At 63.2% G+C, this 26231-nt stretch carries 19 protein-coding genes; 18 read left to right on the forward strand and 1 reads right to left on the reverse strand.

Going from position 1 to position 26231, the window contains the following annotated elements; translation table 11 throughout:
* The first annotated feature begins 46 nt into the window (after positions 1-46).
* From mreB to secA, 18 genes are all read left to right on the forward strand, one after another.
* Positions 47-1096, forward strand: coding sequence for a rod shape-determining protein MreB (gene mreB, locus ACSMXN_RS09800; protein ID WP_022911682.1), 1050 nt, complete (start codon positions 47-49; stop codon positions 1094-1096).
* A gap of 21 nt (positions 1097-1117) precedes the next feature.
* Complete coding sequence (gene mreC / locus ACSMXN_RS09805; RefSeq protein WP_022911683.1) at positions 1118-1972, forward strand: rod shape-determining protein MreC; 855 nt, start codon at positions 1118-1120, stop codon at positions 1970-1972.
* On the forward strand, positions 1969-2508 hold the full coding sequence (gene mreD, locus ACSMXN_RS09810) for a rod shape-determining protein MreD (RefSeq protein WP_022911684.1): 540 nt from the start codon (positions 1969-1971) through the stop codon (positions 2506-2508). The genes mreC and mreD overlap by 4 nt, the downstream gene beginning before the upstream one ends.
* 112 nt (positions 2509-2620) lie before the next feature.
* The gene (locus ACSMXN_RS09815) at positions 2621-4684 is read left to right on the forward strand and encodes a penicillin-binding transpeptidase domain-containing protein (RefSeq protein WP_051148726.1); all 2064 of its coding nucleotides are present in this window, start codon (positions 2621-2623) and stop codon (positions 4682-4684) included.
* On the forward strand, positions 4681-5850 hold the full coding sequence (gene rodA, locus ACSMXN_RS09820; protein WP_022911686.1) for a rod shape-determining protein RodA: 1170 nt from the start codon (positions 4681-4683) through the stop codon (positions 5848-5850). Before ACSMXN_RS09815 ends, rodA begins: the two co-directional genes overlap by 4 nt.
* A 121-nt stretch (positions 5851-5971) precedes the next feature.
* Complete coding sequence (locus ACSMXN_RS09825) at positions 5972-7453, forward strand: DUF1800 domain-containing protein (RefSeq protein ID WP_022911687.1); 1482 nt, start codon at positions 5972-5974, stop codon at positions 7451-7453.
* On the forward strand, positions 7440-8786 hold the full coding sequence (locus ACSMXN_RS09830; protein ID WP_022911688.1) for a DUF1501 domain-containing protein: 1347 nt from the start codon (positions 7440-7442) through the stop codon (positions 8784-8786). The genes ACSMXN_RS09825 and ACSMXN_RS09830 overlap by 14 nt, the downstream gene beginning before the upstream one ends.
* A gap of 163 nt (positions 8787-8949) precedes the next feature.
* Positions 8950-10833: a TIGR03960 family B12-binding radical SAM protein gene (locus ACSMXN_RS09835; protein WP_051148757.1), complete on the forward strand. Its 1884-nt coding sequence runs from the start codon at positions 8950-8952 to the stop codon at positions 10831-10833.
* 40 nt (positions 10834-10873) lie between these two features.
* On the forward strand, positions 10874-11812 hold the full coding sequence (locus tag ACSMXN_RS09840; protein WP_022911690.1) for a TIGR03936 family radical SAM-associated protein: 939 nt from the start codon (positions 10874-10876) through the stop codon (positions 11810-11812).
* Positions 11813-11935: 123 nt separating this feature from the next.
* Positions 11936-15328 (forward strand): Rne/Rng family ribonuclease, encoded by a 3393-nt coding sequence (locus ACSMXN_RS09845; protein ID WP_455407741.1) that lies wholly within the window; start codon positions 11936-11938, stop codon positions 15326-15328.
* Positions 15329-15508: 180 nt separating this feature from the next.
* Positions 15509-15826, forward strand: a complete 318-nt coding sequence (gene rplU, locus ACSMXN_RS09850) for a 50S ribosomal protein L21 (protein ID WP_022911692.1) — start codon at positions 15509-15511, stop codon at positions 15824-15826.
* A 2-nt stretch (positions 15827-15828) separates the two neighbouring features.
* Complete coding sequence (rpmA, locus tag ACSMXN_RS09855; RefSeq protein WP_022911693.1) at positions 15829-16086, forward strand: 50S ribosomal protein L27; 258 nt, start codon at positions 15829-15831, stop codon at positions 16084-16086.
* 145 nt (positions 16087-16231) lie between these two features.
* Positions 16232-17728, forward strand: a complete 1497-nt coding sequence (gene obgE / locus ACSMXN_RS09860) for a GTPase ObgE (protein ID WP_022911694.1) — start codon at positions 16232-16234, stop codon at positions 17726-17728.
* 20 nt (positions 17729-17748) lie between these two features.
* Positions 17749-18876: a glutamate 5-kinase gene (proB, locus tag ACSMXN_RS09865; RefSeq protein ID WP_022911695.1), complete on the forward strand. Its 1128-nt coding sequence runs from the start codon at positions 17749-17751 to the stop codon at positions 18874-18876.
* A gap of 16 nt (positions 18877-18892) precedes the next feature.
* The gene (locus tag ACSMXN_RS09870) at positions 18893-20170 is read left to right on the forward strand and encodes a glutamate-5-semialdehyde dehydrogenase (protein ID WP_022911696.1); all 1278 of its coding nucleotides are present in this window, start codon (positions 18893-18895) and stop codon (positions 20168-20170) included.
* Positions 20171-20346: 176 nt separating this feature from the next.
* The gene (locus ACSMXN_RS09875; RefSeq protein ID WP_022911697.1) at positions 20347-21798 is read left to right on the forward strand and encodes a glutamate synthase subunit beta; all 1452 of its coding nucleotides are present in this window, start codon (positions 20347-20349) and stop codon (positions 21796-21798) included.
* A 43-nt stretch (positions 21799-21841) separates the two neighbouring features.
* Complete coding sequence (gene nadD / locus ACSMXN_RS09880; RefSeq protein WP_022911698.1) at positions 21842-22480, forward strand: nicotinate-nucleotide adenylyltransferase; 639 nt, start codon at positions 21842-21844, stop codon at positions 22478-22480.
* Positions 22481-22585: 105 nt separating this feature from the next.
* The gene (gene secA, locus ACSMXN_RS09885) at positions 22586-25408 is read left to right on the forward strand and encodes a preprotein translocase subunit SecA (RefSeq protein WP_022911699.1); all 2823 of its coding nucleotides are present in this window, start codon (positions 22586-22588) and stop codon (positions 25406-25408) included.
* 285 nt (positions 25409-25693) lie between these two features.
* On the opposite strand, the gene ACSMXN_RS09890 is transcribed toward secA, so the two are convergent.
* A complete protein-coding gene (locus tag ACSMXN_RS09890) occupies positions 25694-26059 on the reverse strand; it encodes an Rv3235 family protein (protein WP_196811127.1) in 366 nt (121 codons plus the stop codon).
* Between the last annotated feature and the right edge of the window lie 172 nt (positions 26060-26231).

The raw sequence follows: 26231 nt of genomic DNA on the forward strand, positions 1-26231 counted from the left end.
GGCATCACGGCCCACCGTGAACCAAAGATGAGGTAGCAGAGTTCTCATGGCCTTCACCCCGATGTCGCTGCTTGGCGGCGACCTGCTCGGCGGTGACCTGGCGGTCGACCTCGGTACCGCGAATACCCTTGTGTACGCACGTGGCCGCGGCATCATGCTCAACGAGCCTTCGGTCGTAGCGGTTGATACGACTACCAAGGCAGTAGTCGCGGTCGGTACTGAGGCGAAGCGGATGATCGGGCGCACGCCTGGGCACATCAGAGCGGTTCGCCCTTTGCAGGACGGCGTCATTGCTGATTACGACATCACCGCCGAGATGCTTCGGTATTTCGTCCGCAAGGTGATTGGCCGGCGAGCGTTCACCGGACCTCGAGTGGTCGTCTGCGTGCCGAGCGGCATCACCTCGGTAGAGCAACGCGCGGTGAGCGAATCGGCGTACGCCGCGGGCGCCCGCCGCGTGCACATTATTTCCGAGCCGATGGCCGCCGCGATCGGAGCCGGATTACCGGTAAGCCAAGCATCGGGCTCGATGATCGTTGATATCGGCGGCGGGACGACCGAAGTAGCCGTGATTGCTCTCGCCGGCATCGTGTCGAGCACGAGTCTCCGCGTCGCCGGCGATGCACTCGATCGGGCGATCGTTGAACACGTCCGTGCCGAATTTTCGATGCTGATCGGCGAACGAACGGCTGAGGAGCTGAAGATTTCGATCGGCTCTGCGTTCCCGATCGCGGGCCCTGTGCGGGCCGAAATTCGGGGCCGCGATATCGCCTCGGGGCTGCCGCGCAACGTGGCCGTGTCGGCAGACGAACTCAGGCACGCTATGAACCCACCGATCAACCGGATCGTCGGTGCTGTGCGGGCAACACTCGATCGCTGCCCGCCTGAACTCGCTGGTGACCTGGTCACGCGTGGGATCGTCCTCACCGGTGGAGGGGCTCTGCTCAGGGGCCTCGATGCTCGGCTGCAGCATGAGATCGGTATCCCCGTCCTCGTCGCCGAACGGCCTTTGGATTCCGTGGTGCTGGGTACGGCCACCGTTGTCGAGCAATTCGAGACTCTCCACAAGGTGGTCGTCGACGGGCATCGGCGCTAACCGGGCTGTCGGGAATAGTCCATGCGCAGGCTCACTCGCCGACAGACGATCGGTGCGGCAATTTTGACGGCTGTGGCGTTGCTGTTCATCAGCCTTGATTTTGCCGGTGGCTCGCTGGGCGGTTCACGTACCGGAACCACCGGGGCGCTTGGATCGCTGTATCGAGGAACCGACTCAGTGATCGGTCCGGTTCGCCGTTTCATTCAAGGGATTCCCGATGTCGGCTCCGACCGCACCGAGATCGCGAAGCTCAAACAACAAAACACTGATCTCAGGCGTCAGGTGGCGGCTCAATCTGTTGACGGCGCTACCGCAAGACGATTGCAGACACTGCAGTTGCAGGCTGACGCCGCCGGCTGGAGCGTCATGCCGGCGCGGGTCATCGCCACCGGGCCGGGTGCCGGATTCGAATGGACCGTGACCGTCGATGTAGGCAGTCGTGAGAAGGTCTCGGTCGGTCAGACGGTCACCGACGGCTTTGGGCTGACGGGCCGTGTCGTAGCCGTCTACCCGACGAGTGCTGTTGTTCTACTCGCGGCCGACCCCACGTTCGGCGTCGGCGCTCGTGACTCCCGTTCGGGTGCGCTGTTGCTCGCAAAGGGGAACGGTTCTCACGGGATGAGCGCAGGGCTTCTCGACGACGGCACCAGCGTGAAGGTGGGCGACCATCTCGTTACCGGCCCGGCGGGGGACACGACCTTCGTCGGGGGATTGGAAATCGGTGTTGTCACCTCGGTGACGACGTCCACCGACGGGACCGTTAAGACGACTGTTCGCCCTACGGCCCCCCAAACAGGGCTCGATCTGCTGGGCATCGTGCTCACCGGGCACTCTGACGCCGTGCGCCCTCCAATTGGTAACGGGGCCGACCGGTGACGAGATTGATCTCGGCAGTCGCCACGGTGCTGACGGCACTCCTGCTGCAAGCGACTCTGGTCGGCCCGCTGACGTTTCCGGTGCCAGTTTCCCTGCCCGTCCTACTGGTTGTCGTCGTCGCGATCTATGCGGGGCCCGGAGTGGGCTTGGGTCTCGGTTTCTGTACGGGCCTGCTTGCTGATCTCGGATCCGCCCATCCAGCAGGCGTGCAGGCGTTGTGCTGGATGGGCGCCGGCGTGGCAGCAGGCGTCCTTGGCGGCTTGGCGGTTGAGCGCGGTTACCGTACCCGCGCGGTGGCTGCGATGGCTGCTCTCATCGCTGGGTTCGCAGGCCTTGCGGTCGGCTTGGTGCTAGCGGTACTTGGTTCGCACGACGCCAGTTTCGGACTCGCCGTTCGGTTGTTCGTGCCCGTGGTGCTGACCGATGCCCTGCTGGGCCTGGCAGTCGTACCAGCTGTGCGGGCGATGCTGCGTGCACAGGGCATTCGGGCCGACCGTCCCACTGCAGAGCTGGTCGGGCGCTATGTCGCCAACTAGACGGTTTTGGCCTGGGCGGGCTCGCAGTCGCTCGTTCTCGTCGAATTCGTTTCGGACTCGTTCGTATCGGGCGAACGCTCATCGGGCACGGATTTCGGTACTGGGCTTGCTGGTGGCTTCACTGTTGGTGACGTTGCTCGCCAGGTTGGCGTTCGTCCAGATGCTCGATCAGAACAAACCCCAGCAGTCCGCTGGTCTGACTCACGTCGGCAGCATCGTGGTGCCTGCTGCGCGGGGTGAGATTGTGGACTCGCGAGGACGGCTACTGGTCGGCAATCGATCGACTCATGTGCTGACCGTAGATCGGTCAAAACTGCTTTCCCTTCCGGACAAGGGTGCGGCTGTTCTCAATCGGTTGGCAACGATTCTCGGAACGAAGGCTGCCGATCTGGCCAAGGAGATCACGCCCTGCGGTGTGCGCGTGCCGGCCCCGTGTTGGACGGGCCAGCCTTATCAGCCCGTGCCGGTCGCCACCGATATCGATACGACGGTCGTGCTGGCGGTTTCGGAGCACACCGAAGACTTTCCGGGAATCGCTGTCACGACGCAGACGGTCCTCGATTATCCGGATGGCTCCTTGGCGGCCCACCTGCTCGGCTACACCGGTGCTGTGAGCGCCGATGATCAGAAGGCGAACAAAAAACTCGCCGACGCCGACACGATCGGGCGCAGTGGCCTGGAGGAGTCTTACGATTCTGTCCTCCGCGGAGTCGACGGCACCACAGAGGTCAATCTTGACGCCACCGGCGAAGCTGTGAGTGATGCTGGTTCAGTGCCGGCTCAGCCCGGTAGCACTCTGGTCACCAGCATCGATTCCAATGTGCAGGCCCTGGCGGAGAAGTCATTGTCGGATCAGATTGCGGCTTCGCGAAAGCAGGGCAATGCTGCACCGTCTGGAGCGCTGGTCGTGATGGATCCGCATACCGGACGGGTAATCGCTGCGGCGAGCTACCCGACCTACGACCCGTCGGAGTTCGTCGGCGGCATTTCGGTCGCCGACTACCAGAAGCTCGTTGACCCGAGCGCGAATGCACCGCTCGTTGGGCGAGCGATCGCGGGCCAGTACGCACCGGGCTCAACGTTCAAGCTGATCAGCCTGTCCGACGACTTCGGGACCGGGGCTATGACGCCCGACGGCACATACCCGTGTCCGGGCTCTCTCAACGTCGATGGCCGTACGAAGACCAACTTCGATTCGGAGTCTTTCGGCGGATCGATTACGCCGAAGTTCGCACTGCAGGTTTCTTGTGACACGTTCTTCTACGCCCCGGCGGTGGCTGAGTACTACTCGGACGAGGCACGAATCGCCGCTGGGCAAAAGCCTCTCGAGCAACTTCAGGCGATGGCGAGCGCCTTCGGCGTAGGAAGTTCTCCGCAGATCGACCTGCCCGCCGATGAGCAGGCCAGCGGGAGTATGGCAGATCGCGAAACCCGATTGGCGCGGTGGAACGCGAACAAAGGTGAGTACTGCGCGGACGCCAAGAAGGGTTATCCGGATGAGAAAGACCCGACGACCCGGGCCTATTTGACACAGCTGGCATCGGAGAACTGCACGGACGGGTACCGGTACCGGGCTGGCGACAACGCTGATATGGCGATCGGACAGGGCGAAACCACTATCTCACCACTTCAGCTCGCGACCGCCTATTCGGCCATGGTCAACGGCGGAACGCTGTATGCACCGACCCTTGGCTGGGGAGTGGTCGATGCATCGGGCAAGGTGATCAAGACGATCACGCCGAAGGTCGTGCGCAAGGTTCCGGTCAGCAAGCAGACGTTGGAGTTCTTCGGCGACTCCTTGCATTTCGAGGACAACCACTCGGTCTCCGGGGCTTTGGCATTTGACGGGTCGCCGGTCAAGCTCCTGATAGGCGGCAAGACCGGGACAGCCGAGGTCTATGGCAAGCAAGACACCTCCTGGTTCGCCTCTTGGGGGCCGGTCCAGCCTGGAGCGGCGGTCGGCACCGCAAAATTCGTGGTCGTAGGCATGGTCGAACAAGCTGGTTTGGGCTCGAGCGCCGCGGCACCGATGGTGCGCAAAGTGTATGAAGGCCTGCTTGGCGACCCAAGCACTGGAGCTGGCGCGGTTCTGCCGGGGGCAGTGCCAGCGGTCAAGATGCCGAAGATCGCGCCGAGAGTCCAAGTGTCCTCCAGTGCGCCGGCACCCAAGCGATGAGTACTGCGCTGGCCCCGCCACCGCGGGCGAGTCTTCGTCGGGTCACGGACACACGACGCGTCAATCCCTATGACAAGGTTCTTATTCTCTCTGTCGGCCTGCTTTGCCTGATCGGCGCTTTGCTGGTGTGGTCCGCGACCCGCACCCGCTTGATCGACGCCGGTGCGAACCCGCAGACCTATCTGGCTAGGCATCTCCTCAATACAGCCCTCGGTGCAGTGCTTCTTTTCTGTGCGGCGCGCGTCGATTCCCGGCTGCTACGCCTGATCGGGCCCCTGCTCTACGTCGCGAGCATCCTCGGTTTGCTCGCGGTGTTTGTGATCGGCTCGACGATCAACGGTGCACACGCCTGGATTGTCATTGGAGGCGGTTTCGAGATCCAGCCCGCAGAGTTCGCGAAACTCGGGCTCATAGTCGCTTTGGCCGTCCTGTTCGGACAACGCAGCGATCGGCGGGCCGCCGGTCAGCCGCCATCCGGTTCGGAGCTCGGGGTCGCGCTAGGTCTCGCGCTCCTTCCGCTGGGGTTGATCATGTTGCAGCCCGACCTGGGTTCGGCCTTGGTGATCTGCGCGGCGACGTTTGGCGTTTTGCTCACCGCGGGTGTGCGAGCGCGCTGGCTGATCGGATTGATCGCGGTCGCTGTGTTCGGTGCGTTCTTTGCCATCAAGGCCGGCGTCCTGGCCGACTACCAACTCGCCCGGTTCGCCGCTTTCACCAACCCCGGCAAGGATCCGCAGGGCGTTGCGTACAACATCAACCAGGCCCACATCGCGATCGCGCATGGCGGCTTTTTCGGTCAGGGTCTCTTCCACGGCGCCCAGACCAGCGGCGCTTTCGTGCCCGAGCAGCAAACAGATTTCGTGTTTTCGGTGGCGGGCGAGGAACTTGGGTTCGTCGGCTCTGCTGCCATCATCGCGTTGTTCGGCGTCGTGTTGTGGCGAGGTCTACGGATCGCGCGTGCCGCCACCGGCGCCGCACGGCTGGTCGCCGCGGGCATCGTGTGCTGGATCGGCTTTCAGACCTTTCAGAACATCGGCATGAACCTCGGTCTGACTCCGGTCACCGGGCTGCCGTTGCCCTTTGTTTCCTACGGTGGGTCATCGATGTTCGCCCAGGGCCTGGCGATCGGATTGTTGTTGGCGATCCATCGCCGCTGCCGGTCGTGAGCTGCTGATGAGACAGCGGATCGGGCGCCGTCGCAGCTGTCGTTAAGTTTGTGTATGGACTCGGCACTTAACATGTGCTTAACTCTCCGTGCCGCATTGGCTACGGAGAGCGACATCCATTGTGACGATACGAATCTGGCCGTCGATCGCGGCAGCGCAGGCGCATGCCGCGCGGACCGCTCGTCCGCCGCTGGTCTGGGACCCAGAGACCCATCTGCTGTCCCGCTTCACTTTCGGTGCCGAGCCCACCATCCGCGCCTTCTTGCGCGCACACGGCCCGGACGCTTGGTTCGCTGACGAGATCGCCGGCGGCAAGCGGCTCGCGCCTTACGCCGCGGTGCCCGCTGTGGCAGCCGCTGGTCCGCTTCTCAAGCAGACTCCTGCGCAGGTACGGAGCTGGCTCAAGGCCAACGGTAATGAGTTCGGGTGGGAAGCGATGGACCAGCTGAGCAGGGTGACGTTGGGGTTACAGGCATGGAGCCCGGCCCGAATCTACGAAACCGTGGTCGACTTCTTCGCCAATCACCTCAACGTGTCCAATCACAACGGCGACCTGTGGAATACCAGGCACACCATGGATCGTGACGTCATCCGGCGCTACGCACTTGGTTCGTACACCGATATGTTGTTTGCTTCCGCCCGCAACCCAGCGATGCTCACCTATCTCAGCCTTGCATCGTCGAAGAAGACTGCGGTCAACGAGAACTTCGGACGCGAGTTGCTCGAGCTGCATACGGTCGGTACCGGTGCTCGATACACCGAGGATGACGTCAAGAACTCAGCGCGGATCTTGACCGGGCGAGGCTTGGACGTCAACGCCAATTACGTCTATCGATCAGAAGAGCATTGGCTCGGAGCCATTCAGGTTCTTGGGTTCCGCCATCCGAATTCGTCAGCTACCGCCGGCGAGGCCGCCGGTGACGCCTACCTGCGTTACCTCGCAACGCACCCGAGCACAGCTACCCGTCTGGCGCAAAAGATGTGTGTGCGATACGTATCGGACACTCCGTCGGCAGCGCTCGTGAGCGCGGTGGCAGCGTCGTACTTGGCTGGCAAGACCCAGATTGTGCCGATGCTGTCGACCATTCTTCGTTCCGACGAATTCTGGTCGAGTCGCGGCGCGAAGGTTCGCCGACCGACCGAAAATCTCTTGGCGACAGTGCGCGTTCTCGGCATCCGGCCGGCCAACATGTCGCAGGCACTGCAAAGCCTGCATTGGATGACTGCTGATCTTGGCAACGTGCCGCTGGACTGGGGTGCCCCCAATGGTTATCCCGATCAGGCGGCCGCCTGGCGATCGTCCGGAACTCTGCTCACTGAATGGGCCTACCACCGCGGACTCGCTCAGAACTGGTATCAAGGCTTCTCAAAGCTGAATCCCGAAGGCCTATATGGTCTGCCGACGCCGAACACCAGCGGTGCGGCAGTCGACGCGCTCACCCGACGGTTGACCGGAATGTCGTTCGCCCCGGCGCATCGTGCCGCACTGCAAACCTTCCTTGGTGAGCCCGCCAGCACCCCGCTGGCCAAGTCGAATCTGCGCTGGTATCTCAGCCACCTCATCCCGCTGATTCTCGACGCGCCGCATCATGCCCTCCGGTAACCGTGAAACGGACTGCCACGACAGGGGGGCAGCCGAGCTTACCGTCGAGCACCGCGCCCAACAGGTGCGCACGGCACTCCGTACCCAGGACGAATTGTGGGCCAGTAACGCGTGGACCAGGCGCACGTTTCTCGCCGGAATGGGGATGGTCGGAGTTGCCGCACTCGGGAGCCAGTTGGTGACCACGCGAGCTGCCTATGCGGCGCCCGCTACGGTGAACGGCAACACGCTCATCGTGGTCTTCCTCAGGGGAGCCGCGGACGGATTGCGGGTCCTTCATCCAGCCTCGGCTGATTTGGGTCTGGAATACCTGCGTTCCACCAGAGCTTCCCTGATCCCGAGCGAGACGAACCTCATCGCCCTCGAGGGAACCGGCGGCTGGGCTTTGAACAAGTCGGTGGGCGCCTTGATGCCATTCTGGCGGTCTGGTGAGCTGGCATTCGTGCCAGCAGTATCAGCCTCGGGCGTGAGCCGAAGTCACTTCCAGGCTCAGCAATTCCTCGAACGTGGCGGCTCGGACACGGCCCCGACCGGGTGGCTGGACAGAACCCTACAAGCGCTCGGACCAGGCACGACGTTCCGAGCGGTATCGCAAGGATCCGCGCTGCCGGTTTCGATGTCGGGAGATCAACGCACGCTGGCGATGAATTCCCTGAAATCGTTCGTGTTCCCGGGTTGGGCAGGCGTCACCGCGCAGAGCGAGGCCGCGATCACGACGTTGTATCGCGGGCTGTCGGGTCCGCTGGGAGAGGATGTGCCGACGACGCTCGCGGCTCTGAGCACGGCCGAGCGCGTCAGGGCTAGCGCCGGAGTCCGCAACGGAGCTACCTATCCGAGCGGTAACTTCGGTACCGCGATGGCCGATCTGGCGACGTTGCTGCGCGCGGAGTCTGGCTTGCAGGTCGCGACTGTCGACGTCGGCGGGTGGGACACCCACACCAACGAGGCAAGCCAGTTGGACCGGCAGCTCGTCTCGGCAGCCAACACTCTGGCGGCCTTTCTCACCGATCTCGGACCCATCCGTCGCAAGCGCGTGACGGTCGTCGTCATGACCGAATTCGGACGCCGGGTGGCGATGAACGCCAGCGGTGGCACCGACCACGGTCATGGCAGTGTGATGTGGCTGCTTGGTGGCGGCGTGGCCGGCGGCAACGTGCACGGCAAATGGGCGAAGCTGAGTCCCGATACCCTCGATTCGGGTGATGTCGCTGGTCTGAACGGCGCGTTTGACGTCCTAGGCGAGGTTATTCAGAAGCGGCTCGGCGTCGGGTCCGTGAGCTTGATCTTTCCGGGCCGGACTCTTACCTCGTTAGGCGTCGCCACCACGATATGAGTGTGAAGATCTCCGGTGGCTACTCCCGCGGCAGACTGGGCTGCACTGGATGCCCGGGAACTCAGGGCTTAAGCGTACGAGGGTCCCGGCTTACCACGTAGGATGAGTCAGCGTGAGTGCCGATACTGCAGATTCCCTGTTCGATCAGCTGGAACCGCTGCTCATGCAGGTGCGAAAGCCCATCCAATATGTTGGCGGCGAGCTGAACGCACGAACGAAGGATTGGGAGTCGGCCAAGGTTCGGTGGGCCTTGATGTATCCCGATGCCTACGAGGTCGGAGTGCCCAATCAGGGCATTCAGATCCTGTACGAGGTCCTCAACGAACGAACAGATGCTTTGGCCGAGCGAACGTATTCGGTCTGGCCCGATCTCGAGAATCTCCTGCGCGAGCACGGTATAAGCCAGTTCACGGTCGACGGTCATCGGCCGATCGGCGCCTTCGATGTGTTCGGCGTGTCATTTTCGACCGAACTCGGCTACACGAACATGCTCACCGCGCTCGACCTCGCGCGGATCCCGCTGCATTCTGCCGATCGCGAGGACTCGCACCCGATCGTGCTCGCCGGCGGACACGCAGCGTTCAATCCCGAGCCGGTTGCCGACTTCATCGATGCAGCTGTCCTCGGTGACGGCGAGCAGATCGTCGGTGCCATCACCGATGTAATCGCCGCCTTCAAGGACGAAGGGTCCCCCGGGGGACGCGACGAACTGCTCACTCGCCTCGCCGAAACCGGTGGGGTCTACGTTCCGCGGTTCTACGACGTGACCTACCTTCCCGACGGAAAGTTAGCGGCGGTGACGCCCAACCGTGATCGCGTTCCGGCTCGGGTCCTCAAGCACACCGTCATGGACCTTGACGCTTGGCCCTATCCCAAGACACCGCTGGTCCCGTTGGCCGAATCCGTGCATGAGCGAATGTCGGTCGAGATTTTCCGGGGTTGCACCCGAGGCTGCCGCTTCTGCCAAGCGGGCATGATCACGCGCCCCGTCCGCGAGCGGTCGATCGAAGGTATTGGCAAGATGGTCGAGGCTGGCTTGGCGGCGACCGGCTTCGAAGAGGTGGGGCTGCTCTCCCTTTCTAGCGCAGACCATTCTGAGATCGGCCCACTTTCGAAGCAACTGGCTGACCGGTATGAAGAGTCGCGGGTGTCGCTGTCGCTTCCGTCCACACGGGTGGACGCCTTCAATATCGATCTCGCCAACGAGTTCTCACGCAACGGTCGGCGGTCAGGACTGACGTTTGCACCTGAGGGCGGCTCGGAACGACTGCGGCGCGTTATCAACAAGATGGTCAGCCACGACGACCTGATCAATACGGTGAGCGCGGCTTATTCGCAGGGCTGGCGACAGGTGAAGTTGTACTTCATGTGTGGCTTGCCGACCGAGACAGATGAAGATGTTCTGGAGATCGCCACGATGGCGCAGGACGTCATCCGAGCCGGCCGTAAGGCGACCGGATCACGCGACATCAAAGCCACCGTGTCGATCGGCGGGTTCGTCCCTAAACCGCACACGCCCTTTCAATGGGCTGCTCAAGCCGCGCCTGAGGTCATCGACGAGCGACTGAGAAAGTTGCGGGCGGCCATCAACACTGACAAGTCGCTGGGCCGCAATATCGGCATGCGCTATCACGATGGCGAGCCGTCATTGATCGAAGGGCTGCTGTCGCGGGGCGATCGTCGAGTCGGTGCCGTCATCGAGCAGGTCTGGCGAAACGGTGCTCGTTTCGACGGCTGGAGCGAGTATTTCTCCTTTGCGCGTTGGATGAGCGCGGCCGAATCGGTATTTGCCGACGAGCTCGTCGATGTCCACTTTTTCACAACCCGTGAGCGTGATGCCGACGAGGTTCTGCCCTGGGACCATCTCGATTCCGGGCTGGACAAACAGTGGCTGTGGGACGACTGGCAGGATGCGCTGACCGGCTACGAGCAGGACGACTGTCGCTGGACACCTTGCTTCGACTGTGGCGTCTGCCCAACGATGGGCACCGATATCCAGGTCGGGCCAACCGGCAAGTCACTCCTGCCCCTAGCTGTGAAACGGTGAGTGTGCGTACTGGCGTACCGCTGGCCGAGGGAGTGCCCGAGTGAGCCGCCGCCAACCCGAGGGGCCGCCGCCGCCGCCGATCGTGCAGCGGATCCGCCTCCGCTATGCCAAGCGGGGCCGGATGCGGTTCTCCTCGCACCGTGATTTCGCGCGTGCGTTCGAGCGATCGCTCCGTCGCGCGAACATCCCGATGGCGTATTCGGCCGGCTTCCACCCACACCCCAAGATCAGTTATGTGGGCGCGGCGCCTACCGGAGTCGGTTCGGAGGCGGAATACCTCGAGATCGCGCTAGCCGAGCGTTGCGACCCCGAAGCCGTGCGGGCGGCGCTCGACAGCGTCCTACCCGACGGCCTCGACATGGTCTCAGCGCGGGACATCGCGGACTGCCCGCCGGGATCCTTGGCCGATCAGATTCAAGCGTCCTGGTGGCGCCTGGAATTCACCGGTGGCGCTGATGGTGTCGGGGCCGCTGACGCGCCGGTCGGCGAATCGCTGAGCAATGCGGTCGAGGCGTTGCTTGCGGAAGAATCAGTGCTTGTCGATCGTTTAACAAAGGACGGGAAACGCAGCATTGATGCCCGCTCGGCGATCGTTTGGGCGTCGGTGTCGGCCCCAAAAACGCTCGGTTCGACGGAGCTTTCGGAGGCCGCGAGCCGCGTCACCGACGGCGGAATAGCGAACCCAAGCGGCCCCGGCGGCGCGAGCGATTATGCCGCAAACGTGACGAACTCAGCTGCCACCGGCAGAGGTAACGACGGTGGACGTGCGATACTCGACATGGTGGTACGGCAGGTAACCCCCGCTGTACGGCCTGACGATGTACTCACCGCGCTGCAGTCCGTCGCCGGTTTCGCCCAGTCACAGCCCCCGCGGGCTACCAGACTGGCGCAGGGACCGATCGATGACGCCGGTGTAGTGGGCGACCCGTTAGGTAGCACTCAGCTTTTGAACAACGAAACGCCCGTCGGCAACCGCTGACGAGCGAGGAGCAGACTTTGCAGCCCGCTTGCGGGTGGGCTGCCTCGATATTGCTGTGCGGTCGCTCACCGAGGAAAAGACCCGGTGAGCTGCCCCGGCTATCAGAAGGAGCAGCACGAGCACATGCTCGACAACGAACCTGACAACAATCCAGAATTGAACAGTCCGACCGCGCCGGTTCTCGATGGCGTTCCCGATGCGACGGCGCCATCCAAGAGGGCCCCTCGCAAAGCTGCCGCCAAACGGGCACCACGGGCGGCGACGAAAGCTGTCAAAGCTGTCAAGGCGGCGAAGGCGACCGTCGCGAAGGCGGGCAACAGCGAGGGCGTAACCATCGCTTCCGAAGCTCCCGCCACCGAGCCTGCGAAAAAGGCGACCCGCGCGCGCAAGGCCGCTCCGAAGAAGGCTGCGGCCCCTGCAATGGCGACTGCTGACGGAGATGCGGCCGGCGCCCAGCTGGCAGGGGCGCCGACTGCAGGTGAGCCGGAGCCACCGGCAAAAGCAGCGAAGAAAGCTACGCGCAAGCGGGCCACCAAGGCGACGGCTTCGGTTGCGAATTCGACGGATCAACCTCCGAGCGCCGACGGCTCGGCCTACGGGCCACCTGCGGACATCGCGGAGAGCCAACCGGCCGGCCAAGCTGCCGCGGCGTCGGGTCCTGTACTCGCGGCGCCGTCCGTGCTGTTCCAACCACCGTCCGAATCGACACCGGCCCCAAGCAGGCGTCGCGGCGGCTCCAAATCTGCGGCCAAGTCAATTGACGCATCGCTCTTGCCGCTAGCGTCGGAATCAACTTCGTCGGCGGGAGAGTCGACAGAGCCGAGCGACGCTGAACCGGCTGGATCCCGCCCGACACGGACCCGCGGAAGGACCTCGACCACCTCGGGACGTAAGGACGAGCGTTCCACCTCGGGGTCGAGGCGATCTTCGCAATCCGGGCAAACGATTCCGGGCGAGGGGACTGACGATGGCGTCCGCCCCGACGACCAGGGTGAAGACCTTCCCGCTGCTGAGGCCTTGACGGCCGGTGAGTTGCCCGACGAGGGTGAAGATGCGACTGAATCGGGCAGTGGCCGTCGCCGTCGCCGTCGGGGCCGCCGTGGCCGCGGCAGCCGCACTGGCGACGCACACGACGCGCAGACAAACGACACCGACGCAGGCAACCTCCCTGATGGGTCGACCGACGAAGACGATGGCGCGCGTGCAAGCGACGACGACGCCGACGATTCCGAAATCGACGTAGTCGAAGAGGCAGACCATGCCGAAGAGGTTGCTGAGGCGGCACTTTCGGCTAGCGCCCGTCGCCGTCGCCGTCGGCGGCGATCTTCAGGCGGCGACGACGCCTCAGGCGCCGACGCGACCGCAGACGATGATCCGCCGAACACCGTGGTGCACGTCCGCGATTCCCGTTCAGACTCACGCCCGGCCGGAGGCGGTCGTGGCAACGAGGCCGATTCCGACGGGGTTCGCGGCGTTAAGGGCAGCACGCGTCTGGAGGCGAAGCGTCAACGTCGTCGCGACAACAGAGACTCAGGCCGCCGTCGGGCCCCGATCCTCACCGAAGCGGAATTCCTGGCCCGCCGTGAAGCAGTCGACCGAGTGATGGCTGTACGCCAGACGGGCGATCGAACCCAGATAGCTGTGCTCGAGGACAACATCCTCGTCGAGCATTACGTGACGCGAGCAACCGCCACCAGCGCGGTAGGCAACGTCTACCTCGGGCGGGTCCAGAACGTGCTGCCTTCCATGGAGGCCGCCTTCGTCGACATCGGCCGCGGACGCAATGGCGTGCTCTATGCCGGCGAGGTGAACTGGGATGCTGCCGGACTCGAGGGCAAGTCGCGAGCCATCGAGAACGCACTCAGTTCGGGTGACATGGTGCTGGTTCAAGTCACCAAGGACCCGATCGGACACAAGGGCGCGCGCCTGACCAGCCAGATCTCGCTACCCGGCCGGTTCGTGGTCTACATACCCGGTGGCGGGATGACCGGAATCAGCCGAAAGCTGCCCGATGTCGAGCGCACCCGCCTCAAGGCGATTCTCAAAAAGGTGGTACCTGACGACGCAGGGGTGATCGTGCGGACCGCCGCCGAAGGCGCGTCCGAGGACGACCTGGTCAGCGACGTGGAGCGTCTCAAGGCCCAGTGGGATGCGATCTCGGTCAAGTCTGCCAAGACCTCAGATTCGCCTAGCCTTGTATACGGCGAGCCCGATCTGGCGATCCGGGTTGTCCGCGACGTCTTCAACGACGACTTCAAGCAGCTGCGGGTAGCGGGAGCGGATATCTACGCGACCATCACCGACTACGTTTCCGACGTTGCTCCGGAGCTGGCCAATCGGATTTCACTGCACACCGCTGAATCCGATCTGTTCCACGATCTGCGTGTTGACGAGCAATTGACGAAGGCACTGGATCGCAAGGTGTATCTCCCCTCAGGCGGGTCACTCGTCATCGATCGCACCGAAGCGATGGTCGTCATCGACGTCAACACCGGCAAATACACGGGTTCCGGTGGCAACCTCGAGCAAACCGTCACTCGCAACAACCTCGAGGCCGCCGAAGAGATCGTCAGGCAACTCCGTCTGCGCGATATCGGTGGCATTGTGGTCATCGACTTCATCGACATGGTGCTCGAGAGCAACCGTGAGCTGGTGCTGCGCCGGCTGACAGAGTGTCTCGGCCGCGACCGCACTAAGCATCAGGTCGCCGAGGTGACCTCACTAGGCCTGGTGCAGATGACGCGTAAGCGGGTCGGTGAGGGCTTGCTCGAGGCGTTCAGCGAGCCCTGCGAGCACTGCAAGGGTCGCGGCGTCATCGTCCACACCGATCCGGTCGAGCGTAAATTCGGTGGTCCGGTCCAATCGACGGCTGCTGATGAAGACCGCCCGACTCGAGGTAAGCGCGGGCGCAAATCGAAGGCTTCGGTCAACGAGGGCACCGACGCAGCGGCACTGGTGGTTGATGCCGACAAACGCCGGGCAGCTGCGAGCGCGATTGCGGCGATCGCCGCGGCGACGAACCATCATGACGAGGTCGGCGGCGGTTCAGACACCGATGCAGACACCGATGCAGGCAGTCTCGCTGACGTGGCTACCGACGATGTAGGCGGTGGCGCCGTTGAATACGCGAATTCGGGGTCTGCCGCGGCCGAGGTCGCTGATTCTGCGTGGGCTAGTACGCAAGCGTCAACCTCGCCGTTGTCCGAAGCGAGGCCCGTCGAGCTGACGCCGGAGACGCACGACGAGCCAATCTCAGGCGCCATGCGGGTGGCTGAGTCCGCGAGAATGGGGCGGTCCAGCACAAGAACCGATTCCGATCCCGGGGCTGACTGGGACGCCGCCGCGCGGCCAGGTTGGTCTAGTGAGCCAGTCGGGTCGCCGGCATCGCCCGCTGCTGACAACGGCTCTGCCCCGGCCGCTCGACCCCGGCGTCGGCGTGCGGCCAGCAGGCCGGCCGGTCCGCCGGCCGCTGTTTCGAGCTCGGTGCCAGCGGGCAGCGACACCTCCGCCCGGTAGCCACTTTGCTTGCAGGGGCCGTCGTACCGTAATCTGTACTACGGCCCACAGCAAGATCTGAGTGGGCCGTTATTGCGTAGACGAGCCAGTCACAGATAGCGGCCGACGAAACTCGGCCCATTCTGGTGCCGGGCACGCACCCTTAGATTTCGATAGCTGTTCGACAGGAGTGAATTCACGATGTACGCCATCGTCAAAACCGGCGGCAAGCAATACAAAGTCGCGGTCGGTGACGTCGTCACGGTCGAGAAGCTCGACGCCGCCGCGGGTGCCAGTGTCGCGTTGCCCGCCATCCTTCTGGTCGACGGCGAAGAGGTCACCACCGATGCCGCGGCCCTAGCTGCCGTCTCGGTGACCGGTGAGGTTCTCGGTCAGATCAAGGGTCCGAAGATCAAGATCCACAAGTTCAAGAACAAGACCGGTTACCACAAGCGGATCGGCCACCGCCAGAAGCTTTCGCAGGTCAAGGTCACCGGCATTGAAAGCGGAGGCAAGTAGTCATGGCACATAAGAAGGGCGCATCCAGCTCCCGTAACGGTCGCGACTCTGCCGCCCAGCGGCTTGGCGTGAAGCGATTCGGTGGGCAGCTCGTGAACGCAGGCGAGATCATCGTGCGGCAGCGTGGCACGAAGTTCCATCCGGGCGACCTGGTCGGCCGGGGTGGCGACGACACTCTGTTCGCACTTGCCGATGGCAACGTTCTGTTCGGCGAGCGGCGTGGCCGCAAGACGGTCAGTATCGTCCCAGTCGAGGCATGAGGGCCCGCGCTACCGACACGGACAACCGATAGTTAGCTTTCTCGCAGTTGAGCGGGCCCGGCATACCGGAGCCCGCTCTTTGCGTTAGAGCTAGCGCGAAGCGCTCGAACCCGAGAACCTTCGGACGATAGAAAGGAGCACCCGAGTGGTGAGTTTTGTCGATCGGGTGGTCCTGCATGTGACCGCCGGAAACGGCGGGCACGGTTGTGCCTCCGTACACCGTGAGAAGTTCAAGCCACTTGGTGGTCCCGACGGCGCTAACGGCGGACGCGGCGGCGATGTCGTCCTAGTCGTTGACCCGCAGGTCCACACCTTGCTGGATTTCCATCACCATCCACACCAGAAGGCTGGTAACGGCAAGCCGGGCGGCGGCAAGAACCGCAGCGGCGCTGACGGTGGAGACTTAGAGCTCCGGGTTCCCAACGGGACCGTCGTTCACGACGTCGACGGCGAAACCGTGGCTGACCTCACCGGTGCAGGCACTCGTTTCGTGGTCGCCCAGGGCGGGCGCGCGGGGCTCGGTAACGCCGCGCTCGCATCGACTCGGCGCAAGGCGCCCGGCTTTGCCCTGCTGGGCGAACCGGGGGAGGCGTTTGACGTCGTTCTGGAGCTGAAGTCGATGGCTGACGTGGGACTGGTGGGCTTTCCCTCCGCGGGCAAGTCATCATTGATCGCTGCGCTTTCGGCTGCACGTCCAAAGATTGCGGACTATCCCTTCACCACCCTGGTGCCAAACCTGGGAGTGGTCAGCGCTGGCGCGACCACCTACACCATCGCCGACGTCCCAGGCCTGATTCCCGGCGCCGCTGAAGGAAAAGGCCTCGGCCTGGACTTCCTACGTCATATCGAGCGATGCGCTGTTCTGCTGCACGTGCTGGATTGCGCCACCCTGGAACCGGGTCGCGATCCGATCAGCGATCTCGAGGCGATCGAGAACGAGCTCGGTCAGTACGAGTCCGCGCTCGGCGACCTTCTCGAACGTCCCCGGCTCGTCGCCTTGAACAAGACAGACGTCCCCGAGGCCGCTGAGCTCGCGGACTTCGTTACCGAGGAGCTGACGTCACGGGGCTATCGGGTCTTCCCGATCTCAGCCGTATCGCATGCCGGCTTGCGGGAACTGAACTTCGCACTAGCCGGGCTTGTCGAGGAATACCGCGCTGGGCAGGAGGCGTTGGCACCCGCTCGTATCGTTATCCGGCCTCGTGCTGTGGACGAATCGGGATTCACCGTTTCGCCACATCCGGACGAGCCGGACGCGTTCATCGTCCGCGGGACCAAACCCGAACGCTGGGTGCGGCAGACCCAGTTCGACAACGACGAGGCAGTCGGCTATCTCGCCGATAGGCTTGCTCGCTTGGGCGTCGAACAGCAATTGGCGAAACTGGGCGCGATGCCTGGAGCGACTGTGACGATCGGTGACTTCGTGTTCGACTTCGAACCGACGTCCGGCATGGCCGACGATGAGTACCAGCCCACTCGGCGAGGAACAGACGAACGACTGGACAATGTGACGCGTCCGAATGCCGACGATCGGCTGGCGGCCAAGAAGGCACGGCGTGCGCATCTGTCCGATGACGAGTTACTCGTGGAAGCTCGCATGTCAGCCGGCCACTCTGGTGCCGGCTCGCTTGATGACGACTAGCGACTACAACGCCGCTCGCGATGACTGAACCCGCATCGTCCCCTGATGGACGACCTGTTACCCGAGCAGCCGTGGCGGCTGCGGGCCGTACTGTCGTCAAGGTTGGGTCCTCCTCGCTGACGCAACGCGGCCGCCTCGACCCAAATCGCATCCAGAGTCTCGTCGATGCCCTCGCAGCCCGCCGCGCGGCCGGGCAGCAGGTAGTGCTCGTCTCCTCCGGCGCAATTGCGGCGGGAATCGGCCCACTCGGCCTGAAGGGCCGCCCCCGGGATCTGGCCACCCAGCAGGCCGCGGCGAGTGTCGGTCAGCTACTGCTGGCCGAACGTTATGCCGCGGCCTTTTCTCTGCACGGACTCACCGTAGGACAGGTCTTGCTGACCGCCGATGACCTGCATAGTCGCGGGCACTACCGCAATGCAGTCCGCACACTGGAACGACTCCTCGCCCTAGGTGTGATTCCGATCGTGAACGAGAACGACACGGTAGCGACGCATGAAATCCGATTTGGAGACAACGACCGTCTTGCAGCGTTGGTGGCGCACCTGGTCCAGGCCGACGCGTTGTTGCTGCTATCCGATATCGATGGCCTTTATACCTCCGATCCGCGTAAGCCAGGAGCCGAACTGATCTCCGAGGTTGACAGCGAGGCCGACCTCGCCAGGGCCCGGGTCGGTGGCACCGGCTCATCGGTCGGTACCGGCGGAATGTCGACGAAGATCGACGCAGCGTCCATCGCAACCGGCGCCGGCATTCCGGTGCTGCTGACGGAGGCAGCCTCGGCTGCTGCTGGTCTCGCCGGCCGGGGCGGCACCTTCTTTGTTCCGCTCGGACGACGCACCGCCTCGCGCCTGTTCTGGTTACGTCACGCCACCACTCCGCGAGGTCGGCTGGTGCTTGATCCCGGCGCTGTGGTCGCGGTGATAGACCGTCGCGTGTCGCTGTTGCCCGCTGGGATCGTTGCCTTCGCTGGGGATTTCTCCTCGGGCGATCCGGTTGAGCTGGCAGATCAAACCGGCGCCGTGGTCGCGCGCGGCCTGGTCGCGTTCGATTCAGAGGACATGCCCGTGCTCTTGGGCAAACGGACCCGCGACCTGCCAGCGGAATTGCGCCGTGAAGCTGTTCACCGCGACGACCTCATCGTCCTGTAGTCACTATCCTGAGCTCATGACCAGCGCCGCGAGCACCCCCATCGTCTCCGAGGCCGACGTGCGCGCCGTCGCAGCCCGGGCCCGAGCAGCGGCCGTCGAACTGGCCCCCATGACTCGCGGCGCAAAAGACCTGGCCCTCCTCGCGATGGCCGATTCGCTTGAGGCCTCGGCAGATGTTGTCCTCACCGCAAACGCTCGCGACGTGGCGGCCGCTCGCATGGCTGGTACTTCGGAGCAGCTGATCGACCGGCTCAGCCTTGACGACGAGCGTGTTGCGGCAATGGCACAGGGTTTGCGCGATGTGGCTGGCCTGCCGGATCCGGTCGGCGAAGTGGTCCGTGGCTTCACCCAACCCAACGGTCTCGAGATCAAGGAAATCAGGGTGCCGTTCGGCGTGGTGGCCATGGTGTACGAGGCCCGTCCGAATGTGACCGTCGATGCGGCAGGGTTGGCGATCAAATCAGGCAACGCCGCCCTGCTGCGCGGTTCTGGGAGTGCCTTCGAATCGAACCAAGCCTTGGTGTCCGTCCTGGCTGACGCCGCAGCGAAGTCAGGCTTGCCCGCGGACGCCATTCAATTGGTTCCAGGTACCGATCGATCGAGTGTCTCTCATCTGCTGCACGCCCGAGGCTTGGTCGACATCATCATTCCGCGTGGTGGCGCCGGGCTGATCAATTTTGTCGTTGAGAATTCGACCGTTCCGGTAATCGAAACCGGCGTCGGCAACGTCCATATCTTCATCGACGCGAGCGCCGATCTCGACATGGCTGAACGGATCGTGGTCAACTCCAAGATCTCGCGTCCCAGCGTCTGCAACTCCGCCGAGTCCTTACTCGTACACCAGGCGATCGCCGACCAGTTCCTACCCCGAATCACCTCTGCGTTGCAGGTGCTGGGCGTCGTTGTGCACGGAGACGAGCAGTTTGTCCACGTCAATGCTGACGTTGTTGAAGCTACCGATGAGGACTGGGCAACGGAGTACCTCTCCCTGGATCTCGCCGCGAGAGTAGTCGCAGACCTTGATGAGGCGATCGATCACATCAGACGCTGGTCCTCCGGCCATACCGACGCCATCGTGACCGCCGACCTGGCAGCCGCGCGGCGGTTCGTGAGCCGAGTCGACTCGGCAGCAGTGGTGGTGAACGCTTCGACGCGATTCACCGACGGTGGCGAGTTCGGCTTCGGTGCCGAGATCGGCATCTCAACCCAGAAGCTCCACGCGCGGGGGCCGATGGGCTTGCGGGAGCTCACGTCGACCAAATGGGTGGTGTTCGGCGACGGCCAGATCCGTTGACCGGCCAGATCGGGTGACAGAGAGGAATCACACGTTCCCACTGGACCTGACAAATCGGGTGATTTGCGACGCACGCCCGTCTTCGGTCGGAATCTCGGTTGGAAGTTCAAGTATTGTTCGACATCGGGCCGGCGTCGTCCCATCTGTAGGAGCCGATCAGATAAGCGAGGCCAGGCGTGGGTGACGTCACGGGATTTCTCAAGCACGACCGCGAGCTACCACAGCGGCGTCCGGTAGAGATCCGGCTGCAGGACTGGCGAGAGGTTTACGAGCCATTCGATCAGAAGTCCGTAGCAGACCAGGCCGGCCGTTGCATGGACTGTGGCATTGCCTTCTGCCACAACGGCTGCCCGCTCGGCAACTTGATTCCGGAATGGAATGATCTTGTCTACCGTGATCGCTGGGCCGACGCTATCGACCGGCTGCATGCGACCAACAACTTTCCAGAGTTCACCGGTCGGCTATGTCCCGCGCCCTGCGAGGCCTCCTGTGTGCTGGGAATCAGCCAGAAGCCAGTGACCATCGAGCAGATCGAAAAAGAGATCATCGAGCGTGCCTTTGCCGAGGGTTGGGTCACACCTCAGGTGCCGACGCGAAGGACCGGTAAGAAAGTGGCCGTCGTGGGTTCGGGTCCGGCAGGATTGGCCGCGGCCCAGCAGCTGACGCGGGCGGGCCACCAAGTCACGGTGTTCGAGCGGGCAGATCGCATCGGCGGGCTACTTCGTTACGGCATTCCTGAGTTCAAGATGGAGAAGAAGGCGATCGATCGGCGCCTGGCACAGATGACGGCTGAGGGCACCGAGTTCCGTACCGGCGTCAACGTTGGCGTAGACATCACCGCTGCACAACTTCGGGCGGATCACGATGCGGTCGTGCTGGCAGGCGGAGCGACGCAGTGGCGCGACCTGCCCGTCCCAGGTCGGGAGCTGAGCGGAATCCATCAGGCGATGGAATTCCTGCCTTGGGCCAACCGGGTACAGCAGGGCGACCTGAGTGCGGCACCTATCACCGCCAAGGGCAAGCGCGTAGTCATCATTGGCGGCGGCGACACGGGCGCCGACTGTCTGGGGACTTCGCATCGTCAAGGCGCGATATCCGTCCACCAATTCGAAATCATGGCGCGCCCCCCGGAGTCTCGGCCGGAGACCAACCCCTGGCCCACCTGGCCTTTCATCTTCCGGACTTCATCAGCGCACGAAGAGGGCGGCGAGCGGGTTTTTGCTGTCAACACCGAAAGATTCGTCGGCGATGACAGTGGCAACGTCACTGCCTTACTGGCGCATGAAGTCGAACTTGTTGATGGCCGGTTCGCCAAGATAGAAGGCAGCGACTTCGAGCTCGGTTGTGACCTCGTGCTGTTAGCGATGGGTTTCACTGGCCCCGAACGTGGTGATTTGCTCAATTCGCTGGGTGTGGACTTCACCGATCGTGGGACCGTAAGCCGCGACTCGCGCTGGGCGAGCAACGTCGATGGCGTCTTTGTCGCCGGAGACATCGGCCGAGGTCAGAGTCTGATCGTGTGGGCGATTGCCGAAGGACGATCGGCGGCCTCTGCGGTCGACGAGTGGCTGATGGGTCAAACCGATCTGCCACGTCCGATCACGCCGACCGCTGCACCGCAGAAGTAACGGGCGGGCAAGGTCGCAAACGCACGCCTCGTAGGATTCCGCCATGACCTCAGCGGCGGCCCGAAGATATGGTCACAACGATTCGAGTCCGACCGAGTCATCGGCGAGGGTCGGCATCATGGGCGGGACCTTCGATCCGATCCACCACGGCCACCTCGTCGCCGCGAGTGAGGTCGCAGATCTCTTCGACCTTGACGAGGTTGTTTTCGTGCCGACCGGCCAGCCGTGGCAGAAGGCAGATCGGGAGGTCAGCCCGGCTGAACACCGGTACCTGATGGCCGTGGTCGCGACCGCATCGAATCCACGATTCTGGGTCAGCCGCGTCGATATCGACCGCCCCGGACCGACGTACACAGTGGACACGGTTCGTGACATAGCGAAGATTCGACCCGGTGCCGAGCTCTTCTTCATCACCGGAGCCGATGCGCTTCATCAGATTCTGTCCTGGAAGGATGCCGACGAGCTGTTCGGTATGTGCCATTTTGTGGGAGTGACTCGGCCCGGCTATCACTTGTCAGGCGACCACTTGCCGTCCACCTCTGTGACGTTGTTAGACGTGCCGGCGATGGCGATCTCGTCATCGGCGGTTCGCGAGCGGGTGCGGTCGGAGCGGCCTGTTTGGTACCTCGTCCCTGACGGAGTCGTGCAGTACATAGGCAAACACGCGCTGTACCGCGAATGAACATAGCTCAGGGCTGGCCGAAGTTGATTGAACGCTGAGGAGCGCCGGACCGGCAATTGTGACGCTGTCGTTACGAGGCGGCCTGCTCGCACGTAGTATCGCTGGGTGGTTCTCAACAAGTTGCTACGCGCTGGCGAAGGTAAAATCGTCAGACGCCTGTCGTCCATAGCCGATCACATCGACACCCTCGAAGAGGACTATGTCGATCTCACCGATGCCGAGTTACGGGCGCTGACCGACCAGTTCAAAGCGCGCTATGGAGACGGCGAGACTCTTGACGAGTTGCTGCCCGAAGCCTTCGCGGTGGTGCGCGAAGCCGCTCGCCGCACGCTCGGCCAATTTCACTACAACGTTCAGCTCATGGGCGGGGCGGCACTGCATCTTGGCAACATCGCCGAGATGAAGACCGGTGAGGGCAAGACACTGGTCTCAACCCTGCCCGCCTACCTCAACGCGCTGTCCGGTGAAGGCGTGCACGTCGTCACCGTCAACGACTATCTCGCTGAACGTGACGGCGACTGGATGGGTCGAGTACACCGTTTCTTGGGCCTGTCAGTCGGCAAGATCTTGTCGAACATGACCCCCGAGCAGCGGCGAGCCAGCTACGCCTGCGATATCACCTATGGCACCAACAACGAATTCGGGTTCGACTACCTCCGTGACAACATGGCGTGGTCGACAGACGACTTGGTGCAGCGCGGCCACAACTTTGCTGTCGTCGACGAGGTGGACTCGATCCTTATCGACGAGGCCCGGACTCCGTTGATCATCTCTGGGCCAGCCGATGACAACCAGCGGTGGTACCCGGAATTCGCCCGGTTGGCGCCACGAATGAAAAAGGATGAGCACTACGAGGTCGAGGAAGGCAAGCGCACAATTGCCATCACCGAAGAGGGTGTCGAGTTTGTTGAGGACCAGCTAGGCATCGAAAACCTCTACGAGGCCGCTAACACGCCGCTGGTCGGCTATCTCAACAACGCGGTCAAGGCGAAGGAACTCTACAAGCGCGACCGCGACTACATAGTGCGGGACGGCGAGGTCCTAATCGTCGACGAGTTCACCGGACGTGTGTTGTCGGGTCGCCGCTACAACGAAGGTATGCACCAGGCGATCGAGGCCAAAGAAGGCGTCGCGATCCAACAAGAGAACCAAACGCTCGCAACGATCACGTTGCAGAATTACTTCCGGCTGTACAAACGACTCTCCGGTATGACGGGAACGGCACAGACCGAAGCTGCCGAGTTGCACCAGATCTACAAGCTCGGCGTCGTCCCGATTCCGACGAACCGCCCGATGGTGCGCGAGGACGCGACCGACCTCGTCTACAAAACTGAGGATGCGAAGTTCGCCGCGGTGATTGACGATCTGGCCGAACGCTACGAAAAGGGCCAGCCTGTTCTTGTCGGCACCGCGAGTGTCGCCAAATCCGAAATCATGGCCAACCTTCTGTTGCGTCGCGGAATCCCCCACGAGGTCCTCAACGCGAAGCAGAACGATCGCGAAGCAGCGATCGTAGCGATGGCCGGTCGCAAGGGCGCGATCACCGTTGCGACGAACATGGCCGGTCGGGGTACCGACATCATGCTCGGCGGCAACCCAGAATTCATGGCAGATGCAGAACTGCGCGAGCGCGGCGTCACTCCGGCCGAGACTCCAGAGGAGTACGAGGCGCTCTGGCCTGAGGTTCTGGCCAAGACGAAGGAAAGCATTGCCAGAGAGCACGACGAGGTCGTCGAACTTGGCGGCCTGTACGTACTTGGCACCGAGCGACACGAGTCGCGCCGAATCGACAACCAGCTCCGCGGCCGATCAGGCCGCCAGGGCGATCCGGGCTTCTCGCGGTTCTACCTGTCTCTTGGCGACGACCTCATGGTCCGCTTCAACGGCGACCGCATTGCCTCGATCATGAACTTCATGCGGTTGCCCGAGGACACTCCGATCGAGAACAAGCAGGTGTCCAAGGCAATTCAATCGGCTCAGACTCAGGTCGAACAGCAGAACTTCGAGATCCGCAAGAACGTTCTGAAATATGACGAGGTGCTCAACAAGCAGCGGACGGTGATCTACGACGAGCGGCGCAAGGTCCTCTCTGGCGCGGACATGTCTGGGCAGATACCGCCGATGATCACGGACGCCGTGACCTCCTACGTCGAGGGCGCAACCTCCTCCGGCTATCCCGAAGAATGGGACCTCGAACAACTTTGGGTGGCACTGAAGACCCTCTACCCGATCTCGTTGACCATTGACGAGGCGATCGAGACCGCGGGCGGCAATCGCAACGATTTGACGCGGGAGTTTCTCGTTGAAGAGATCGTCGCCGACGCGCTCGCCGCTTACGAGCAGCGAGAAGCGGATCTGGGCCCGGACGTTACGCGCGAACTCGAACGTCGGGTGCTGCTGTCGGTTTTGGACCGCAAGTGGCGCGAGCATCTTTATGAAATGGACTACCTGCAAGAAGGCATCGGTCTTCGGGCAATGGCTCAACGTGACCCTCTGGTGGAATATCAAAAAGAGGGTTTTGACATGTTCAGCGCGATGATGGACGCGATCAAAGAGGAGTCGGTGGGCTTCCTATTCAACCTCGAGGTTCAGGTGGAGGACGACGCTGCTGCCGCGGCTCCGATGGACAGCGCGCCCATCGACAACGGTGTAGTCCCAGATCCGGTAGCAGCTGCGGAGCGAGTGATCGCCGATATCGCTGCGGGCGGGCCAGGCGCCGATGATCACCCCAACATCTCGGCGAAGGGCCTCGGTCGGACCGAGACGAAGGCCTCGCTCACTTACAGCGCTCCCTCTTTGGATTCTGACACCCCGGAGGTTCGAACCGAGACGGCAGCGTCGTCTGAAAACGGCAACAGGCCTGCGCCCCCTCGGCAACGGCGGGCCAACCCCAACCGAGGTTCACGCGGTAACAAGCGCAAGCGGTAAGGCTGTGCAAGCGGTAAGGCTGTGCAAGCGGTAAGTACGGCGCGAACGTAAGTACGGCGCGAACGTAAGTACGGCGCGAACGTAAGTACGGCGCAAACGGTTCTGCGCGGAACCTGCCTCCTGCGCTAACGCGGTCCTCTGGCTGGTAACACCCAACGCGGCCGTGCGAGCAAGAAATCGACAAGCGCGGCAGGCCCACCCCCGTGATGGCCTGCCTCGCTCGTCGTTTCGCTCCTCGCTTGCCGTTATGTGGTTGGCAAGGTTGCGTGCGCTCTGGTGGCCCGCTCAGCCGATCTGCAGGCGCACGCAGCGCCAACGACCATCGAGCCCCTCAAGTCGTAGGGCAATAGCGCGAAAGCGTGGCCCAATCCGCACGATTGCCGCGATCTCTGCTACGCCGTCTGCGGGTTCGATGACGTGTAATGAGTGCAGACACGCCGGACGGGCAGCCGTGCCCAGCCGGCTGATCTTGCCGGCGTCCCGAGCTAGGCCGGCCTGCACTGCGGGCGCGGTGTACTGGGACAGCTGACTTGCCTGGCGTCTCCCCGTCGCGGTCTCGATAATCCCTATGACCAGCCGGCGCGCGAATCGCTCGAGTTCCGGTAAATCCGCTCGCCCGGTGGGTTGCGCCTTGAAAGAACCGCGCGTCATTGACAGCCGCATCGTTGATGGTGCACTCAGGTCGTCTTGGGGAAACGGAAGCGGCCGATCCAACGGACCGATCAGGCTTAGATGTCTCGGCAAGAGCTCGTCATCGAACGGTGGCTCTCTGACAGGCGCAGGCTTCACTACGAATCGGGGGGCTACGGCGATCGCCCGGTTG

It is taken from the genome of Parajatrophihabitans canadensis, from assembly GCF_053764775.1.

Bases quoted from the DNA above. Each gene is read 5' to 3' on its own strand.
- proB (WP_022911695.1), top strand. From the start codon at position 17,749: ATGACTGAACCCGCATCGTCCCCTGATGGACGACCTGTTACCCGAGCA.
- rodA (WP_022911686.1), top strand. From the start codon at position 4,681: ATGAGTACTGCGCTGGCCCCGCCACCGCGGGCGAGTCTTCGTCGGGTC.
- ACSMXN_RS09835 (WP_051148757.1), top strand. From the start codon at position 8,950: ATGCAGGTGCGAAAGCCCATCCAATATGTTGGCGGCGAGCTGAACGCA.
- ACSMXN_RS09845 (WP_455407741.1), top strand. From the start codon at position 11,936: ATGCTCGACAACGAACCTGACAACAATCCAGAATTGAACAGTCCGACC.
- ACSMXN_RS09870 (WP_022911696.1), top strand. From the start codon at position 18,893: ATGACCAGCGCCGCGAGCACCCCCATCGTCTCCGAGGCCGACGTGCGC.
- mreC (WP_022911683.1), top strand. From the start codon at position 1,118: ATGCGCAGGCTCACTCGCCGACAGACGATCGGTGCGGCAATTTTGACG.
- rpmA (WP_022911693.1), top strand. From the start codon at position 15,829: ATGGCACATAAGAAGGGCGCATCCAGCTCCCGTAACGGTCGCGACTCT.
- ACSMXN_RS09830 (WP_022911688.1), top strand. From the start codon at position 7,440: ATGCCCTCCGGTAACCGTGAAACGGACTGCCACGACAGGGGGGCAGCC.
- ACSMXN_RS09890 (WP_196811127.1), bottom strand. From the start codon at position 26,059: ATGACGCGCGGTTCTTTCAAGGCGCAACCCACCGGGCGAGCGGATTTA.
- mreB (WP_022911682.1), top strand. From the start codon at position 47: ATGGCCTTCACCCCGATGTCGCTGCTTGGCGGCGACCTGCTCGGCGGT.
- rplU (WP_022911692.1), top strand. From the start codon at position 15,509: ATGTACGCCATCGTCAAAACCGGCGGCAAGCAATACAAAGTCGCGGTC.
- nadD (WP_022911698.1), top strand. From the start codon at position 21,842: ATGACCTCAGCGGCGGCCCGAAGATATGGTCACAACGATTCGAGTCCG.